Genomic DNA, 16,292 nt, shown 5'->3' on the forward strand with positions numbered 1-16,292 from the left:
CGTCATGGCAGTGCGACGGCCGGCCACGCGCGCGTCGAACACCGGCGGCCGCATGGTCCATACTGGACCAGTGAGCACGTGCGGATGCACGTGCAGATGCGCCGGGACCCTGGTCCGGGGAGGACTCGTATGCGGCTGAGACACCCCTCCGGCCGGATCGTGCACCTCGGATGTGAGATCGCCTCGCGATCTTCGAGTGGGACGGCGAGCAATCTACCGGGCATCGTCCGGCAGCTCGACACCTACGGCGCGGTTCGTGCCCGCCTCGGCGCCGACGCGCTCGGCGTCAATCTCTGGCTTCCTCCCGCACTCGCCGCCGCCCTCGCCGTCGAGAGCCGCGCCCGCACCCGGCTTCGTGCCGAACTCGACGCCCGCCGGCTCGAAGTCGTCACGTTGAGCGGCGCGCCCTTCGCCGAGGGCGGCGGCGGGACCTCAAGACCTCCCTCCAACGCGGGTGCCTCCCCCGCGGGCGCCTCCGCCGTCGTCGCTCCCCCCAACAGCGACGCGGCGGAGGCCGCCGAAAAAGCCGAAAAAGCCGGAGAAGCCGGAGAAGCTGCAAAAGCCGGAGAAGCGGAAAAGCCCTGGACCGACCCGGCCCGGCGCGAATACACCCTGGACCTGGCTCGAGTCCTTTTAGACCTTCTTGACGACGACGCCGTACGGGGCACAGTCAGCACCATCGGCCTCGGACCGCGCGCCGGCTGGGCCGAAGCCGAGGACAAAGCCGCCCTCGGCATCCTCCGCCGCCTCTCCCACGGCCTGGCCGACCTGGCCTGGCAGAACGGCCGCGCCGTGCGCGTCGGCTTCCAGCCCGCCGAGGGGTACGTGCTGGACAGTCCCGAACAGACGGTCGCCGCCCTCAGCCGGGTCGACAAGGACCGTCTCGGCGTCTGCCTCGACCTCGGTCACTGCGAACGCACCTGGGACGATCCGGCCGCCGGCATCGAGACCATCACCGACGCCGGTCTGGCCATCGTCGAGGTACGCGTCGTGGCCGTTCCCGGCGCCACCACGAGCGGGTGGCGTGACGGGCTCCGCCAGCTGTTCGGCCCGGGCGGCCCCCTCACCGAGAACCTCACTCTGGTGAGCGGCACCCCCACCGCCGACCAGATCACCAACGACGTGACGTACCTGTTGGCCGAGCTCGCCGCCCTCGGCCTGCAGCCGGAAAACGAGCCTTGCGCCGCCCGCTGAGGTGGCTAGAGTCGATGGTGGCGAGCCGGTCATCGGGAGGCGCAAACCCGACCCGGCGCAATACCGCCGTGCGTTGGCACCACCCTGGGCGGCCTCCCTCGCCGCCCGCCTAAGTCACGGCTGCCCGAGGGAGAAAAACGGCAATGGCACGTCCCATCACGCTCTTCACCGGCCAGTGGGCCGATCTGCCCTTCGACGAGGTGTGCCGTCTCGCGTCCGAGTGGGGCTACGACGGACTCGAGCTCGCCTGCTGGGGTGACCACTTCGAGGTCGACCGGGCGCTCGCCGAGCCCGACTACGTCGACCGCAAGCGCGAACAGCTCGAAAAGCACAACCTCAAGGTCTTCGCGATCTCCAACCATCTCGTCGGCCAGGCCGTCTGCGACCACCCGATCGACGAGCGCCACCAGGACATCCTCCCCGCCGCCATCTGGGGCGACGGCGAGCCCGAGGGTGTACGGCAGCGGGCCGCCGAGCGCATCAAGGACACCGCCCGCGCCGCCGCGAAACTGGGGGTGAACACGGTCGTCGGCTTCACCGGCTCGTCGATCTGGCACACCGTCGCCATGTTCCCGCCGGTCCCGCCGGCCATGATCGAGCGCGGCTACCAGGACTTCGCCGACCGGTGGAACCCGATCCTCGACGTGTTCGACGAGGTCGGGGTGCGCTTCGCGCACGAGGTCCACCCCAGCGAGATCGCGTACGACTACTGGACCACCCGCCGGACCCTCGAGGCCATCGGGGACCGTGCGGCGTTCGGGCTCAACTGGGACCCGTCGCACTTCGTGTGGCAGGAGCTCGACCCGGTCAACTTCATCCTCGAGTTCAAGGACCGGATCTACCACGTCGACTGCAAAGACGCGAAGGTCCGTACGGGCGACGGCCGCCGCGGCCGGCTCAGCTCGCACCTGCCCTGGGCCGACCTGCGCCGGGGCTGGGACTTCGTCTCCACCGGGCACGGCGACGTCCCGTGGGAGGACTGCTTCCGGGCCCTGAACGCGATCGGCTACGACGGCCCGATCTCGATCGAGTGGGAGGACGCCGGCATGGACCGCCTGGTCGGCGCCCCCGAAGCGCTGCAGTTCGTCAGGCGGCTCGCGTTCGACGCCCCGACGGCCGCGTTCGACGCCGCCTTCTCGTCGGCGTCCTGACCCCGTACAGCAAGAAACCGCCCCGGACCTCGAAGGCCCGGGGCGGTCCCTGATGAGAAATCAGTACGTCGAAGAGGACGTGGTCGACGCGGTGGTCGAGGTGCTGCTGGGCGACGACACCGACGAGTCGGACGAGTCGGACGACTCCGCCGTCACGTGCAGCTTCTCGCCGAGCTTCGACGACTGCAGCTTGTCCTTGCTCTCCGAGTAAAGCTTGTTGGCCTGCGCCTGGGCGACACCGGCGGCCTCTTGCACCGACGGGTGCTCCCACACCTTCTTCGCGTTGGCCCGGATCTCCTCGTACTTCTCCCGGCCGGCACGGCTGCCCAGGACGAAGCCCGCCGCGAGACCGGTGATGAACATCAGCTTTCCGCGCATGATGGCGGCTCCTTCCGTTCGTGACGCGCGCTTGCGTCGATGTGACCGTGCATACCCATCCTGCCGGTCGCGTATTCCTGATCGAGGCGATTCGCCCGGTAGCGGCGTGCCGGGGATCCCCTTCGCGGAGACCGGGGATCGTCATGTACTCTGTTCCCCGGCACCAGGAACCACAGGTGCCAGGCACGATCCCCTGTAGCTCAATTGGCAGAGCAGCCGGCTGTTAACCGGCAGGTTATTGGTTCGAGTCCAATCGGGGGAGCGGCGAGTCCCGGGGTCTCCCTGTCCGCAGAAAGCGCGGACCGGTGGGGCCCCGCCTCTGTATCTGCTCCGGGGCCGAACCCCGGAAACCCCACGGTGTCTTGGGTGCGGTGAGAGGGACAGTTGCGGCTACCCCACGGTGTCTTGGGTGCGGTGAGAGGGACAGTTGCGGCTACCCCACGGTGTCGTGGTTGCGGTGGGTGGGTGGGTGGGTGGGTGGGTCGGTCTGCCAAGTTCGCGTCACGCCAGCCGCCACCACTCAAGACACCGAACCCGATCAGGCGGCCGAGCTCGCCGCCTGGCATCGACTCACACGGATCAGGGATGGCCGTTTCTTACGCCACGACCTTGGACGCAACCGTCGCCGGTAGCCCACGGTGTCTTGGTTGTGGCTGATCCGCGGGGTCGCGGGTTGTGTCGCATGACAGCGAACTCGTTGGTTGATCATCGCTGGTATGTCGGGAGGCCGGGGCCGAGACGCGGACGGTGCGGCGCTCTGCGCTGGGCGGTGAGGTCACGGCTGAAGGCGGGTTGCCGCTCGGGGGTGGAAGTTGTCCAGGGATCTGGCTATGGCTCGGTAGATGGGGTGGCCGCACAGGACGCCCAGGGCTACGGCGAGCATCGAGGCCAGGGCGCTCAGGAGGTCTTGGGAAGCCTGGGCCTTGTCGGCGCCCAAATACTCGGTGACGCCTATGAGGCTCAGGGCGCCCGGAACCAGGAGCCAGAAGCCGGGCAGGAAGCTGACCAAGGCCGGTGGGCCCGAAGGGAGGCGTTCCACCAGGCAGGCCACGACTGTCAGGACCAGAGCTCCCACGAAACCGCTCAAATAGCCGCCCAGCAGGATGTTTCCGAAATACTGGCCAATCCAGGCGGCGTAGAGGACCAGGCAGAGCCAGCCCAGAGAGCGGCGTGGGGCGGAATGCACCAGGTAGCTGCCGATGGCGACGATCAGGGCTCCCAGCCAGGGGGCCCAAGGGCCCAGGGAGTGGTGGAAGGCCTCGATCTGGGTTTCGGCTCGGGGCAGGCCCACGGTCTGGGCGGCGCCTACGATGCCGAACGCCAGGAGAAGCAGTTGGAGTACGCCGGTGACCAGGCGGCTGGCGCCGGTGACCATTTCGGCGGCGGAGATCTCCACCACACCCATGGTGAGCATGGCGCCGGGGAGGAACGTGGCCAGCGGGGCGACCATGGCTCGCAGGTCGGCGTGGGCCCAACCAGTGTCGGCCAGTAAGAAGGTCACGGCCGAGACGGTGAACGCGGCGGCCACCGGCATGATCATTTGGACGCTGACCCAGCGGGCGCCGACCAGCTTGAGGGCGCCGACCATGGCGCCGAACAGCGTCGACAGCAGCAAGTCACCCCAGGTCGGCTGCAAGACCAGGCAAATTCCCCCGGTCAGTACGGCGTACGAACCGATCTGCATCGCCGGGCGGAAGCGTGCCCGCATCGCGAGGATCCGCTCAATCCGGGCTATGCCGGCGGCCGGTTCCAGTTGTCGCTGGTCGGCCTCCCGCAGCAGGTCATAGACGGCGGCCGTCTGATCCAGCCGCAAACCCCCGCGCAACTGACGGGTGGGTTCCAGGGTGGCGGGCTGTCCCGGTTCCAAAGAGACCACGGTGTACGTCGGGAGCACGCTCACCCGCGCGTCGGGCGCCCCGTACACGGCGGCGACGCGCCGGAGCCAGCCCTCGATCCGGTTGACGGCCTCGCCGCAGGCGGTCAGGGCGCTGCCCAGGTAGAGCAGGAACTGCTGCAGCTCCCGCCGCTCGTGCTCGATGTCCGCCATGCAGGGCACGCTAGATCGCGGACCCCGGCCGGAAATCCTCCCGCGGGAGTGAGGTCACGGCGGGTGGGTAAGAGACGGGCGGGTACGGGCCGGGCGTGATTGCCACCGCGGCGCGCTCACCGGCGTACGTCAAGCGCAAGCGTGACCGAATCGCCTGCCCGGACCCACCGCCGCCGTTACTCTGGGCTTGCCTGGTTCGTCCCCTTGTGAGGTGCCCGTGTCGCAGCCAATTGAGGTGGACGTCGTCATCGTCGGCGGCGGTCTCGCCGGCCTTTCCGCTGCTCGACGGCTTGATCGAGCCGGCGTCGAGTGGCTGCTGGTCGAGGGGTCGGACCGCATCGGCGGGCGCGTCACCACCGACACCGTCGACGGATGGCACCTCGACCGGGGCTTTCAGATCCTGAACACGGCCTACCCGCGGGTGCCGGCCCTGGTCGACGTGGCCGCGCTGGACATGCGCTACTTCACGCCCGGTGTGCTGGTACGCCGCGGCGGGGAACTGCACCGGCTGGAAAACCCGGTTCGTGATCCGCTGGCCGCCGCGCAGGCGCTGACCTCCGGGGTGGGCACGCTCAGCGACCGCCTGAAGTTCGCCGCGCTGGCCACCCGCTGCGCGACGGCGCCGGCGGCCAAGCTGCTGGAAGCCCGCGAGACGACGACACAGGACTTCCTGCGTAAAGCGGGCATGTCGCACCGCATGATCGAGGAAGTGCTGCGGCCGTTCCTCTCCGGCGTCTTCGGCGACCGATCCCTGGACACGTCGAGCCACGTCTTCGCCATGATCCTGCGCTCGTTCGCGCGAGGCCGGATGGGCGTGCCGGCCGCGGGCATGGCGGCGTTCCCGGCGGCGATCGCGGGCCCACTGCCGTACCCCCAATTGCTGATCGGCGCCCGCACCCTGTCGATCGGCCCCGGCCTGGTCGTCACCGAAGGCGGCGAGATCCACTGCCGCGCCGTGATCGTGGCGACCGACCCGCCGTCGGCGGCCGCCCTGCTGCCGGGCCGGTTGCCGGTGCCGGACATGCACGGCCTGACAACGTTCTACTTCGGCGCCGACAGGGCCCCGCTGGACGAGCCGACACTGGTCCTGGACGGCGACCGCCGCGAGATCATCGCCAACACGGTGGTCGTCAGCAACGCGGCCCCCGAATACGCGCCCACCGGCAAAAGCCTGATCGCGGCCTCGGTGGTCGGCGTCTCGGCCCCGTCCAGCGCCTCCGAGGCGGTGATCAGGGTCGAGCTGGCCCGCCTCTACGGCACCCCGACCGACGACTGGGACCTGCTCGAGGTCGTCAGCATCCCCAACGCCCTGCCGTCGGCCCGGGTACCCCAGGCCAACCTGCGCAAGCCGGTCGACCTGGGCGACGGCCTGTTCGTGGCCGGCGACCACCGCGACAGCCCATCAATCCAGGGCGCCCTGGCCGGCGGCTGGCGCACGGCGGGCGCGGTCCTGTCCTGGCTGGGAGCGGGCGTAGGAGCCGCCCGATGATGCGGCGCTGCATAAGCTCGGGAGATCGCTGGCTGTGAACAGGGCCCACGGGTTAGGATCGCCGCCGGTAAGGGGCGGTAGCTCAGTGGGTTAGAGCAGGGGACTCATAATCCCTCGGTCGCGGGTTCGAGTCCCGCCCGCCCCACCGTACCTACTCCGGGGGCGACCCCCGGACCCCACGGTGTCGTGGTCACCCTTCGGGGGTCCGCCGCCGGGCGGTGCGTGGCTGAGCTCGGCCTGACGGCCACGCCGGAAAAGTCGTATCCCAACAGCGAAGGCCACGGACGGTGGCAGCAGCGCGCTGCTGATGGCGTCAACGACGTGGTCACGCCTCGCCGATTCCAGCGCCCACCACCCGTGGCACAGCACGCCGGAGGGCACCGAGCCGATCGCCTGCAATGCGGCGGTCAGATCGGTGCCGGCGGTGCGGGGGTCATCATGTTCGCGCCTTACCGGATCGCCGTGTGGTCTCAGATGGCCGACGGGGTGCCGTAGGCGTCACAACGGGCGGGCTTGCCGGCGGTGAGCAGGTCCACCTGGGCGACCGCTTTGCCCGACGGCGGAATCATGTCCGGGAAGGTGAAGCCGCCGCCGACTATCTTCTTCGCGGCGTCGTAGCAGACGACGGTGATGTGCGGATTCTTCAGCGGCTCGGCCTTCGGGTTGGTCACCTGCACCCGGGCGGTGTAGCCGTCACCGTACTCGGACTTGGCGATGGTCGCCTTGGCCGGGATCTCGGGAAACGGCTCGCTGTCGAACGCGCCGTTGTCCTCCACCAGCAGCGTCGCCTCGACCTTGGCCGCCTTCTTCCCGGAGACGTCGACCTGCGTCAGAACGGGTAGGACCTGGTCCGGGCGGGAGAAATACTCGACCTGCGACTCGCTCCCCAGGATCTCGCCGGCGGCGTCGGTGACGTTGAACTGCACAGTGACGGTCTGCCCGACCTTGGCGGAGGTGTTCTTCACCAAGGCGACGACGGACACGTATTCGTCGCGCTGGCCGAATCCGGTCTGCAGCAGCGACCCGGTCGGCTTGGCGGCGGCCTCCTGCGCCGGGGCGGCGGACTCGCCGGCCGACGAGGCCTGTTCGACCTTGTCGGGTTCACTGCTGCACGCAGCGAGCACCAGCATGCAGGAAGCGGCGACAGTGAGACTGCGGAAGTTGAGCATGGTGCGGTTCCTTCTGTTGCGGTGCGGCACCTCGGCGAAGGCCGCGGCGAGGTGCCGTGAGAGGCAGGCGAGCCCTCGGGCACTCCTGCGTGCGGGGACGGTAACAGCCGGTGCGCTGAGCCGGTATCGGCCGCCACGGAGATCGTGACACTGGTCGCCACCCGGCTGTCGTGTCAGTCGGTGGCTTTGGCGGCTGCCTCGATCTGGCCGGTTACCCCAGCCGGCGCCGCGACCACGGACAGATGGCAGCCCGGCGCGGCGCGCACTGCGTGGGCCGAGGCGGAACAACTGTTGGCAAGCTCGACTACCCGAGCGTCTCCAGCGTCCGGGAGTTGCTGCGCCGGCTCGACGGCTAGAGGGCGAAGCCCAGCGTGCGGAGGAGCTTGAGCACCAGGTGGTTCCTGGGGTCGACCAGGGCCAGTGGTGTCTGCTCCTTGTTGTTGTGGGCGTTGGGGTTCGCGCCGGCGTGCAGCAGCACCTGGGCGCATTGAGCGCCCCGGTCCAGGGCGTCGTCGATGTAGCGGACCAGGTTGAACATGGCGGTCTCGCCGTTGGAGTCAGTGGCGCCCACGTCGGCGCCGTTCTCCACCAGGGCGGCGGGCGTCGAACGACGTGCCGACGCCCCGTACGGCCCACATGAGCGCTGTGCGGTCGGCGTCGACGCGGGCGCCGGCCCGGACCAGCGGTGCGATGTTCGCGGAGGTGTCGAATCCCCGGTGGAACTGGGTGTCGACCGTCCACATCAGCGGGCGTTTCCGGTTGCGGTCTCCCAGGTTCGGGTCCGCTCCGTGGCCGAGCAGCAGGTCGATCGACTCTCCGCCCCGGCTGCTCGCGGCGAGGGTCAACGCGGTTTCACCCAGGGCGCCTTGCCGGTCGGCGGAGGCGCCCGCTCCCAGCAGCAGCTCCATGATGGGGATGGCGCTGCGCATCGAGGCCAACATCCGGGCGGTACGGCCGCCGGCGTCCCGCGCGTCGACGTCCGCGCCGGCCCCCAGCGCGGCCTTCACGGCGTCGAGGTCGGCGGCCTCGGCAGCGGTCAGCAGTTCGTTGTCGTGGGCGGACATGGGCGCCTCCTTCGCCGAGTCAGGGCTCTGGCCAGCGTGACGGATCGGCGGCCTCCGGTCGACGGACCTATCGCGCAGACGACAGGCGCATTCGGTCGCTGGGCTCGGACCGGCGGCGGTTCAGCGTGTGGTCCTGTGCGGGGCCGGCTCAGTTGAGCCGTCGAGCCAGCCGCGGAAGCCCAGATCGCAGAGGGCGTCGCGGTCGGCGTCGGAAAGGCCAGGGCCGCCCAGGTCGTATCGGCACTCGATGGCCGTGGACACCAGCCTCAGGTTTCCCCACTGCTTGACGCCCATCTCCGCCACACGGTTGTGTGCGGTCTCCGGGTCGGCGCTCACGTAGCTCCTGACCAGCATCAGCGCTAGGTGGGTGGCGCAGTCGCGGAACATCGGGGACAGACCGACAGTATCGGTCGTGATGGGTCCTGTTCCGCCGAGCGCGCCGGCCAGCCACGTCGAGTGCGGAGTGAACTCGGCCGGCGGCTCGCGCAGCGCGGCCCTCGCCGCGAGCGCCCGCGGGAGCAGCACCTCGTCGATGAACGGTTGGTCGTCGGCGGTGGCGTTGATTCCCCACCACACAACGATCTCGGCCAAGCTGGGTGCGCTCCGGCAGCCCCAGGGGAGCATCATCGGCTCGATCCGCCGTGGGCCGGCCTGGGACCTGAGGGTACGGACGAGCAAGGACTCGCCGGGGTCCGTATCGATCATCAGTCCGCTGGAAAGCGCCACCGATTCCACCCAGGGCTCGGTGGAAATCCGCAGGATCTCCGCGGCCGCCCTGGAGAACTGGTCGGAGAATCGTGCTCGAAAGCCGGTCTGGCGGACGCTCTGCCCGAACTCGAAGTCGAAAAGGTGGGCGAGGGTTTTCACCACGACGGGATACCGCGACGCCAGCGTCTTCGATCGTTTCCGGTTGCCCTCGAGCAGATTTTCGAGTTCGCCCGCTACCGCCTCGGAGGCCGCCCGGAGGTTCTCGGCCGACACCCGGGAACTTTCCAGCCAATAGACCTCGCGTCCTTTCGGCGGGCCGGAGCTGTGGCCGACGGCGTTGGGTGCGGCCAGGAGCGACTCCCGGTAGTACTTGATCGACGCCCTGGCCACCCGTTCCACTGTCTCGGGGCGCAGCGGGATGGACTCCAGGCTTCCCGCGCAGACGGTGAAGGCGATGTCGCGTTCCTGTGGTTCCAGTTCGTCCAAGTGGTCGACGATCGCGTCGATCAGCCGATTCTCGAGGCCGCGTTCCTTCTTCGAGGACAACTGAACGATCAGCTGGCACACGATGTTCCAGTAGGACGTTTTCGACTTGTCGACCATCAGCTCGATCAGCTGATCAGCGGTCAGAGTCTCCTTGTAGTGCTCCGCGGCGAAATACTCGAGGAAGGTTCGATGCGTGAAACCGTAGAGGCGATCGCCTCGCGGCGACTGCCCGATCTCCGTCAGAATCCAGGCACGATCGCGGCAGAATTCCAGAAACAGGCCGGCTGCGGTCCGCGCCTCTCGCTGGTTCCTGTACTGCCACCCGCTCAGGTACTCGGTGGCCACGCTGATCAGCGTCTCCTCCTGCACGCCGCCCTGCGCCCCGGCTCTGGAGAACACCCACGCGGCGATGTGCTGGACCATCCCGTCGACGTGCGCGTCGAACTCGAACACGGGCCGCAGCCGCCGCCGTCGATCCCAGGTGTCGAACAGGAGCCGCGAGCAGCTCACATAGATCTCGGGCCGGTTCCTGGGGATGAATCGCTGATGGCGGTAGAGATTGCAGATGAGAGCCAGTAGCAGGGGGTTCTCGCGCAGGTCCTCGATGTTGCTGCTTTCGGCGAGGAAGCTGGCCGTGAGCGTGCGGCGCTCGGACGACGTCAGGTCCTTGTGCAGATGAAGATCGAACCATTTGCGCGCGTACGAGCCGACCTGCTCGGCGGAGAAGGGGCCGATCGTGGCCACCTGAAACAGTTCCGAGCTCAGCGGTGCCTGCCGGTATCCGACGACACGGCTGGTGACCAGATTGCGGCATCGCGGATGCAGGCGGGCGAACGCGTCGACCGAGCGCGACACGGCCTCACGGTCCTGACGGTGAGTGATCTCGTCCAGGCCGTCCAGGATGAGGAGAACGCGCCCGCTGGAACAAAGAAAGCCGACCTCGGCGCGCGAGAGCGACACCTGGTACCTGTTGGCCAAAACCATCTTGGCCGCGCCGATGATGTCCACTCCGGTGGGCGAGAAGATCGGCTCGCGCAGTTCTCGCAGGACATTGGGGAAGGACAGGACTGGATTGTCCTTCGATCGTCTCTCTGTCGCACCAGGCAGGAGGTCGTTCGAGACGCGCTGTGCGATGTAGTGGGAGAGCGTCGTCTTCCCCGCCCCGGGGTTTCCCACGACTACTAGGCGCGCGGCGCTTTCGAGTAACTCCGCGATGTCCGTCGACGCGGGGAGGTCGGACTCTCTTCTGTCCAGGCCGTACGGTTTCGTCGGCTCCTGGGTAGGCCGGTCGAGGGTGATGCGAGGCACCACGTAGAGGTCGTCGATCGGTACTCGCGTCACTTCGAGGACACCGGGCGGGGTCAGGTGGCCGTGAACCTGGTCCACCGCCTCCCGGATCTGCGAGACCTTCCGCTCGATCGTCTGCAGATCCACGTGCTCTTCGTCGTTAAGCGTGTTCAGCGTCGCGAGCTGTTCGGCGATACGGGTCGTCTGTCGTTCCCGGATTCGCCGAAGGGCGGCCTCACGTTGATGTTGGGCCTCGTTGTTCTGATCCTTTTGTTTACCGGCCGGATCGGGTTTGATCGCCTCGACACACTCGATCGCCACTTCGTCGATCAAGCGGACGATCTTTGTCGAAGCCACCGTGGACGACGCGCGGGTGACGCCGTACGAGATCAATAGTTGACGGCATTCCTCGTTGAGGGTCGAGAGGATCGCCTGCCCCTCCCGGACGATGTGGAACGCCACCGCGTCGGTAGTCAGGTTACCGAGGTCTCTGCTGGTGAAGAAGCGAATGAGGGCGTCCCGGTCAGTGGCGGGCGCTTCGGAGTCGAGAAAGCGGGACAGGTCCACCCCTCGAAGCGCACGGTTCAGCGATTCGTCGAGCGCCTCGGCGCTCAAGGAAGGTGCCGGCTCCTGCGTGCGATCACGCCATTCCCGGTAAACCTCCAGGACGGAATCGGAGAAGACGTTCGCGAGATAACTGGAGATGATCCCGGCACTGATCGGGTCAAGCATCGAAATACATTATCAAGATTCACCAACCGATAGCCGGGCGGCGACCCAGCGGCGAGTGGGTCGAGCCACTGAGTGGCTCGGGATTCACTCGGATGGGGTCAGGTCCCGGGGCACGTGGTAGATGTTCTCGCCAGTACGGGGCCGGAGCCGGCCGGTACGGACCCGTTCGGCCAGGTCGGTGAGGCGGAGGCGGTCCGGTTCGACGATGAAGAAGACGGCGCCCGGGTACGGCTGGGCGATGGTGACCAGGGTGCCGCCCGGGCGTACCACCGTCGCCGATCTGGCGAGAATGTCGCCGCCGAGGACGTCGAAGACCACGTCCACCGGGCCCGCCTCCTCCAGGTCGGCGGTTTCCAGGAAGGTGTGGGCGCCCAGGCCGAGAGCGACCTCGCGGTGGGCCGGGCGGCCGGTGGCGATCACGTGGGCGCCCGCCTCGCGGGCCAGTTGGACGGCGAGCGAGCCGACGCTGCCGGCGGCGCCGTGGATGAGGACGGTCTGGCCGCATCGGAGGCGGCCGTGGTCGAACAGGCCCTGCCAGGCGGTCAGGCCCGAGATGGGCAGCGCCGCCGCCACCGTGTGGTCGATGTCGGCGGGAAGCGGAGCCAGGTTGCGGGCCTCGACCGCCACGTACTCGGCCAGGGTTCCGTTGCGGGCCCAGTCGGTCGGGCCGAACACGCGCTGGCCCACGGTCAGGCCGGTCGTTCCGGGGCCGAGCTCGGCCACCACGCCGGACACGTCGTGGCCGGGGATGCTCGGTGTCCGGTCGCGGCCGGCCCGGTCGGTCCAGGTCGCCGGCCAGTCGAGTTCGCCGGGGGTGAAGCCGGCGGCGTGGACGCGGACGATGACGTCGTTCTCGGCGGCGTGCGGGTACGGCATCTCGGTCAGGGCGAAGCCCGACTCGCGGTCCCGCACGGTGATTGCTCGCATGTCAGCTCTCCCAAGGTGAGTCGAGGACGCGCTCGACGGTCGTCGTGCGCCGGAAACCGGGGATGAAGTGTTCGAGGACGTCGGCGTTGACAGTGCCGTTGGCGGTCTCGGGGCGATCGCGGAGCCCTTCCACGTACGCCTGAAGAAACCCGTTCTTGAAGTCGCCGCGTGGGTGGGCGTCCAGAATGCCGTACACCTGGGAAGGGTCCAGGCCGTCGTATCCGAAACCGATCACATCGGTGAGGACGCCCAGCGCGGTCGCGGCAATCTCCGGCCCCATCCGGACGGGGATGCCGGGGGTGGTGTGCAGGGCGATCGCCGTCCACACCGTCTCGGCCGCCGGCGCCGGGAAGCCGCGCTCCAGCAGGAAGGCGCGGGCCTGGTCGGCGCCGTCCAGCTCGAAACGCTGGTCGCTGCCGGAGAGCAGGCCGGCGTCGTGGAACAGGGCCGACAGGTAGAGCAGCTCCGGGTCCGGATCGAGGCCGAGCCGGGCGGAGTGGATCAGGCCGAAGAGGAAGACCCGGCGCGAGTGGTGGTAGATGAGTGGGCTGGTCGTCTTCCCGATCAGTTCGGTCGCCTCGGCGACCGTCGCCGTCGGGGGGACTACCAGTCCCGCGATGACTTCTGGCATGACACCCATGCTGCTCGCCGGGCCCGGGGTGGCGCCGCCCTCGTCCGGCCGGGAACCACTTAAATGAAGACGTGCATCGGGTCGCGATCCTGGTCTACGACGGCGTGACGTTATTGGACGTCGCCGGTCCGGCCGAGGTGTTCAAGGAGGCGAACCGGTTCGGCGCCGACTACCGGATCACGCTGGTGTCGCCGGACGGCGCCGACGTGATGTCGAACCTGGGGTTCCGGGTGGCGGTCGACGGTGTACCGGGGTCAGCCGATACGTTCCTGGTGTCCGGTTCTGATTTGTATCCGCGGACTCCGGTACCGGCCGCCCTGGCCGAGGCGGCCCGCGGGCACGACGCGAAGAGGGTGGCCTCGATCTGCACCGGGGCGTTCATTCTGGCCGCGGCCGGGCTCCTCGACGGCAAACGCGCGACCACCCACTGGAAGGTGACGCACGAGCTCGCCGCCCGCTGCCCGGGCTGCCGGGTCGAGCCCGACGCGATCTACGTCCGCGACGGCGCCACCTACACGTCGGCCGGGGTGACCGCCGGCATCGACCTGGCTCTTGCCCTCCTCGAGGAGGACCATGGGCCCGCCGTGGCCCGTGGGGTGGCCCGCGCCCTGGTCGTCTACATGCAGCGGGCCGGCGGCCAGTCGCAGTTCTCGGCGCCGCTGCAAGGGCCGGCGCCGCGCTCGCCGGCCCTGCGCACGATCACCGATCGGGTCACCGCCGACCCGCGCGGCGACCATTCGCTCGACGCGCTGGCCAAACACCTCAACGTCAGTACCCGGCAGCTCACCCGGCTCTTCCGAGACGAGCTGTCGACGACACCGGCCCGGTACGTGGAGAACATCAGGTTCGACCTGGCCCGGGCGCTGCTCGACCAGGGCCTCACGGCGACACAGGCGGCGGCCCGGGCCGGCTTTCCCAGCTACGAAAGCCTGCGGCGGGTCTTCGCCCGGAAGATGTCCATCAGTCCGGCCGCCTACCAGCGCCGCTTCCGGACGACGGCGAAGTGAGCACGTTTGGAGAAGCCGCGGCGGGGCCGGTTTCTCTAACGTGGGGACATGATTACGAAGCTGAACGTCACCACCCTGTTCGTCCTCGACAAGGACGAGGCGCTGGAGTTCTACGTCGGCCTGCTCGGGCTCGAGAAGGGCAACGACGTCCAGCAGGGCGACTACCGCTGGCTGACCGTCCGCGTGCCGGGCGACGCCGGCACCGAGATCTCGCTGGAGCAGCCGGGCGCGCCGCTGCACGACGAGGCGACGGCCCGGCAACTCCGTGAGCTGATCGCCAAGGGCGCGCTCAACGGGCTGGTCCTCAACACCGACGACATTCACGGGTTGTACGAATCCCTGAAGGCCAGTGGCTTCACCGACTTCACCCAGGAGCCGGCCCAGCACTTCTACGGCACCGACATGGGCCTGCGCGATCCGTCCGGCAACGCCGTCCGCGTCCTTCAGCAGGGCTGAGCGCGCGCCACGGCCGCCATCAGCATCCGCCAGAAGGCGGGAACGTCAAGACCCACGGCGACGACGGCTTGGGGCGTACGGCCGCTGCGGTGATGAAGGTCGACCACTGTCGCCCCGCGGGTGTACGTCCCGGTCAGCTCGACGGCGACGGGCACGGCGACCGTGCGCAGGATCGCCGGGTCGGCGACGGCCGCGACGGCGATCGGGTCGTGCACCGGCGGATGGGCGAAGCCGAAGACGTCGCGGTAGGTGCTCGCGAAGAACGTCATCAGCTCCGCGCAGACCGTGCCGACCCGGGTGCCGAGGCCGCGGAACTCGGCGATGATCTCGTCGGTGGCCAGCGCCTGATGCGTGACGTTGAGGCCGATCATCGTGGCCGGGACGCCCGAGCGCAGCACGATGTCGGCCGCCTCGGGATCGGTGACGATGTTGAATTCGCCGTACGGGGTGGTGTTGCCCCGCCCGGTCGAACCACCCATGAAGACGATCCGGCGCAGGCCCGGCACGATCTCGGGGTGCTCGCGCAGCAGCAGCGCGACGTTGGTGAGCGGCCCGGTGGCGATCAGGGTGACCGGCTCGGCCGACCCGGCGATCAGCCGCCGGGTCAGTTCGACCGCGTGCACCGGCTCGGCCTCGGCGGTGGGCCCCTCCAGGTCGGGCCCGTCGAGTCCGGTAGCGCCGTGAATGTCGTCGGCCACGACCAGGTCGCCGGCCAGGGGCCGGTCGCAGCCGGCGGCGACCGGAACGCCGGACACGCCGGCCAGGGCGAGGATCCGCAGCGCGTTGCGGGTGGTCTTGTCGAGGGTCTGATTGCCGGCGACGGTGGTGACGCCGAGGAGCCGCAGCCGGGGGTCGCCGGCGGCCAGGAGCAGGGCCAGGGCGTCGTCGTGGCCGGGGTCGCAGTCGACGATCACCGGAGTTCTCACCCGGGTATTGTGCATCGATTTCGATGCGTGAACGCCCGGCCTGTTCGGCTACTCGTCGGCGGTTACCGGGGTGGCGGTGCAGCTCGCCTCGGCGCGGTCGACGATCAGGTCCTCCGGCGTGGGGTACTTGCGGTGCAGGGCGGCCAGGGCGTGGTCGTACGCGATCTGGTGGAACGGGGTCTCGCGCATCTTCACGACCGAGGAGCGGACGGCGGCCGCGAAGTCGTCCGGCCAGCGCACCGTGTGCAGCGCCTTGACGATGTTGGTGTCGCAGTCGACCAGGACGATCTGCACGAGCGGGTCGGCGTCGACGCCGGGCAGGCCGTCGCCCGGGTCGAACAGATGCGGGCTGTACGCCGTGAACGACCAGGTCAGCAGGGGACCCAGCCGGTAGAGCAGCAGGCCTGCCTGTTCGCCGTCGACCCACGCGAACTGGGTCGGCGGTGTCGAGACCGCCTGCACCTCCAACTCGTGCGGGTGGCTCAGGAAGAGCATCAGCTGGACGGGCTCGCCGGCGAACATGGACAGGGCTGCGCCTTCCGGCCAGCTGATGTCCGGGTCCAGTTGGCTGCCCACGTCGACGACCGCGTGCATGCCCCCAGCCTAGGCGGGAAGCCGGGCCCGCGGGTGCTGGTCGGCA

15 protein-coding genes and 2 tRNA genes are annotated in these 16,292 nt (G+C 69.1%); 7 read left to right on the forward strand and 10 right to left on the reverse strand.

Annotation, left to right across the window (positions count from 1 at the left end; genetic code table 11):
• Positions 1-129: 129 nt before the first annotated feature.
• Positions 130-1,194 (forward strand): TIM barrel protein, encoded by a 1,065-nt coding sequence (locus tag AB0C26_RS25195; RefSeq protein WP_360252113.1) that lies wholly within the window; start codon positions 130-132, stop codon positions 1,192-1,194.
• Positions 1,195-1,337: 143 nt separating this feature from the next.
• Positions 1,338-2,345: a sugar phosphate isomerase/epimerase family protein gene (locus AB0C26_RS25200; RefSeq protein ID WP_360252116.1), complete on the forward strand. Its 1,008-nt coding sequence runs from the start codon at positions 1,338-1,340 to the stop codon at positions 2,343-2,345.
• Between the two features lie 60 nt (positions 2,346-2,405).
• Here the strand turns inward: AB0C26_RS25200 and AB0C26_RS25205 are convergent, their stop codons facing one another.
• Positions 2,406-2,723: a hypothetical protein gene (locus AB0C26_RS25205; protein ID WP_360252119.1), complete on the reverse strand. Its 318-nt coding sequence runs from the start codon at positions 2,721-2,723 to the stop codon at positions 2,406-2,408.
• A 189-nt stretch (positions 2,724-2,912) separates the two neighbouring features.
• On the opposite strand from AB0C26_RS25205, the gene AB0C26_RS25210 reads away from it, so the two are divergent.
• A tRNA-Asn gene (locus tag AB0C26_RS25210) sits at positions 2,913-2,985 on the forward strand.
• Between the two features lie 513 nt (positions 2,986-3,498).
• On the opposite strand, the gene AB0C26_RS25215 is transcribed toward AB0C26_RS25210, so the two are convergent.
• Positions 3,499-4,770 (reverse strand): threonine/serine exporter family protein, encoded by a 1,272-nt coding sequence (locus AB0C26_RS25215; protein ID WP_360252122.1) that lies wholly within the window; start codon positions 4,768-4,770, stop codon positions 3,499-3,501.
• A 217-nt stretch (positions 4,771-4,987) separates the two neighbouring features.
• Between AB0C26_RS25215 and AB0C26_RS25220 the strand changes: the two genes are divergently transcribed.
• Both AB0C26_RS25220 and AB0C26_RS25225 read left to right on the forward strand, forming a co-directional pair.
• Entirely contained in the window at positions 4,988-6,259 is a 1,272-nt protein-coding gene (locus tag AB0C26_RS25220) for an NAD(P)/FAD-dependent oxidoreductase (RefSeq protein ID WP_360252125.1), read from the forward strand.
• 71 nt (positions 6,260-6,330) lie between these two features.
• Positions 6,331-6,404, forward strand: a tRNA-Ile gene (locus AB0C26_RS25225).
• A 325-nt stretch (positions 6,405-6,729) separates the two neighbouring features.
• On the opposite strand, the gene AB0C26_RS25230 is transcribed toward AB0C26_RS25225, so the two are convergent.
• From AB0C26_RS25230 to AB0C26_RS25255, 6 genes are all read right to left on the reverse strand, one after another.
• Positions 6,730-7,428 carry a hypothetical protein gene (locus AB0C26_RS25230; RefSeq protein ID WP_360252128.1) on the reverse strand — a complete coding sequence of 233 codons (699 nt, stop codon included), beginning with the start codon at positions 7,426-7,428 and terminating at the stop codon, positions 6,730-6,732.
• Between the two features lie 352 nt (positions 7,429-7,780).
• Positions 7,781-7,999: a hypothetical protein gene (locus AB0C26_RS25235; RefSeq protein ID WP_360252131.1), complete on the reverse strand. Its 219-nt coding sequence runs from the start codon at positions 7,997-7,999 to the stop codon at positions 7,781-7,783.
• Positions 7,986-8,492, reverse strand: a complete 507-nt coding sequence (locus AB0C26_RS25240) for an ankyrin repeat domain-containing protein (protein ID WP_360252134.1) — start codon at positions 8,490-8,492, stop codon at positions 7,986-7,988. Before AB0C26_RS25240 ends, AB0C26_RS25235 begins: the two co-directional genes overlap by 14 nt.
• Positions 8,493-8,612: 120 nt before the next feature.
• Positions 8,613-11,705: an NACHT domain-containing protein gene (locus tag AB0C26_RS25245; protein ID WP_360252137.1), complete on the reverse strand. Its 3,093-nt coding sequence runs from the start codon at positions 11,703-11,705 to the stop codon at positions 8,613-8,615.
• A gap of 84 nt (positions 11,706-11,789) precedes the next feature.
• Entirely contained in the window at positions 11,790-12,632 is an 843-nt protein-coding gene (locus tag AB0C26_RS25250) for an NADP-dependent oxidoreductase (RefSeq protein ID WP_360252140.1), read from the reverse strand.
• A 1-nt stretch (position 12,633) separates the two neighbouring features.
• The gene (locus tag AB0C26_RS25255; RefSeq protein WP_360252143.1) at positions 12,634-13,263 is read right to left on the reverse strand and encodes an HD domain-containing protein; all 630 of its coding nucleotides are present in this window, start codon (positions 13,261-13,263) and stop codon (positions 12,634-12,636) included.
• A 71-nt stretch (positions 13,264-13,334) separates the two neighbouring features.
• Here AB0C26_RS25255 and AB0C26_RS25260 point away from each other — a divergent pair, with 71 nt between their 5' ends.
• The gene (locus AB0C26_RS25260) at positions 13,335-14,270 is read left to right on the forward strand and encodes a GlxA family transcriptional regulator (protein WP_360252146.1); all 936 of its coding nucleotides are present in this window, start codon (positions 13,335-13,337) and stop codon (positions 14,268-14,270) included.
• A gap of 48 nt (positions 14,271-14,318) precedes the next feature.
• Entirely contained in the window at positions 14,319-14,726 is a 408-nt protein-coding gene (locus AB0C26_RS25265) for a VOC family protein (RefSeq protein WP_360252149.1), read from the forward strand.
• Here AB0C26_RS25265 and AB0C26_RS25270 read toward each other — a convergent pair.
• Together AB0C26_RS25270 and AB0C26_RS25275 are read right to left on the reverse strand one after the other, a co-directional pair.
• A complete protein-coding gene (locus tag AB0C26_RS25270; RefSeq protein ID WP_360252152.1) occupies positions 14,714-15,652 on the reverse strand; it encodes a nucleoside hydrolase in 939 nt (312 codons plus the stop codon). The genes AB0C26_RS25265 and AB0C26_RS25270 overlap by 13 nt on opposite strands.
• Before the next feature lie 48 nt (positions 15,653-15,700).
• The gene (locus AB0C26_RS25275) at positions 15,701-16,246 is read right to left on the reverse strand and encodes a hypothetical protein (protein WP_360252155.1); all 546 of its coding nucleotides are present in this window, start codon (positions 16,244-16,246) and stop codon (positions 15,701-15,703) included.
• Positions 16,247-16,292 lie beyond the last annotated feature (46 nt).

This window comes from Actinoplanes sp. NPDC048796, assembly GCF_040650035.1.
Taxonomy (GTDB): Bacteria; Actinomycetota; Actinomycetes; order Mycobacteriales; family Micromonosporaceae; genus Actinoplanes.

What these genes read in the sequence shown, in the direction of transcription:
- AB0C26_RS25195 (WP_360252113.1), top strand. Translation starts at nt 130, where the DNA reads ATGCGGCTGAGACACCCCTCCGGCCGGATCGTGCACCTCGGATGTGAG.
- AB0C26_RS25200 (WP_360252116.1), top strand. Translation starts at nt 1,338, where the DNA reads ATGGCACGTCCCATCACGCTCTTCACCGGCCAGTGGGCCGATCTGCCC.
- AB0C26_RS25205 (WP_360252119.1), bottom strand. Translation starts at nt 2,723, where the DNA reads ATGCGCGGAAAGCTGATGTTCATCACCGGTCTCGCGGCGGGCTTCGTC.
- AB0C26_RS25215 (WP_360252122.1), bottom strand. Translation starts at nt 4,770, where the DNA reads ATGGCGGACATCGAGCACGAGCGGCGGGAGCTGCAGCAGTTCCTGCTC.
- AB0C26_RS25230 (WP_360252128.1), bottom strand. Translation starts at nt 7,428, where the DNA reads ATGCTCAACTTCCGCAGTCTCACTGTCGCCGCTTCCTGCATGCTGGTG.
- AB0C26_RS25240 (WP_360252134.1), bottom strand. Translation starts at nt 8,492, where the DNA reads ATGTCCGCCCACGACAACGAACTGCTGACCGCTGCCGAGGCCGCCGAC.
- AB0C26_RS25245 (WP_360252137.1), bottom strand. Translation starts at nt 11,705, where the DNA reads ATGCTTGACCCGATCAGTGCCGGGATCATCTCCAGTTATCTCGCGAAC.
- AB0C26_RS25250 (WP_360252140.1), bottom strand. Translation starts at nt 12,632, where the DNA reads ATGCGAGCAATCACCGTGCGGGACCGCGAGTCGGGCTTCGCCCTGACC.
- AB0C26_RS25255 (WP_360252143.1), bottom strand. Translation starts at nt 13,263, where the DNA reads ATGCCAGAAGTCATCGCGGGACTGGTAGTCCCCCCGACGGCGACGGTC.
- AB0C26_RS25265 (WP_360252149.1), top strand. Translation starts at nt 14,319, where the DNA reads ATGATTACGAAGCTGAACGTCACCACCCTGTTCGTCCTCGACAAGGAC.
- AB0C26_RS25275 (WP_360252155.1), bottom strand. Translation starts at nt 16,246, where the DNA reads ATGCACGCGGTCGTCGACGTGGGCAGCCAACTGGACCCGGACATCAGC.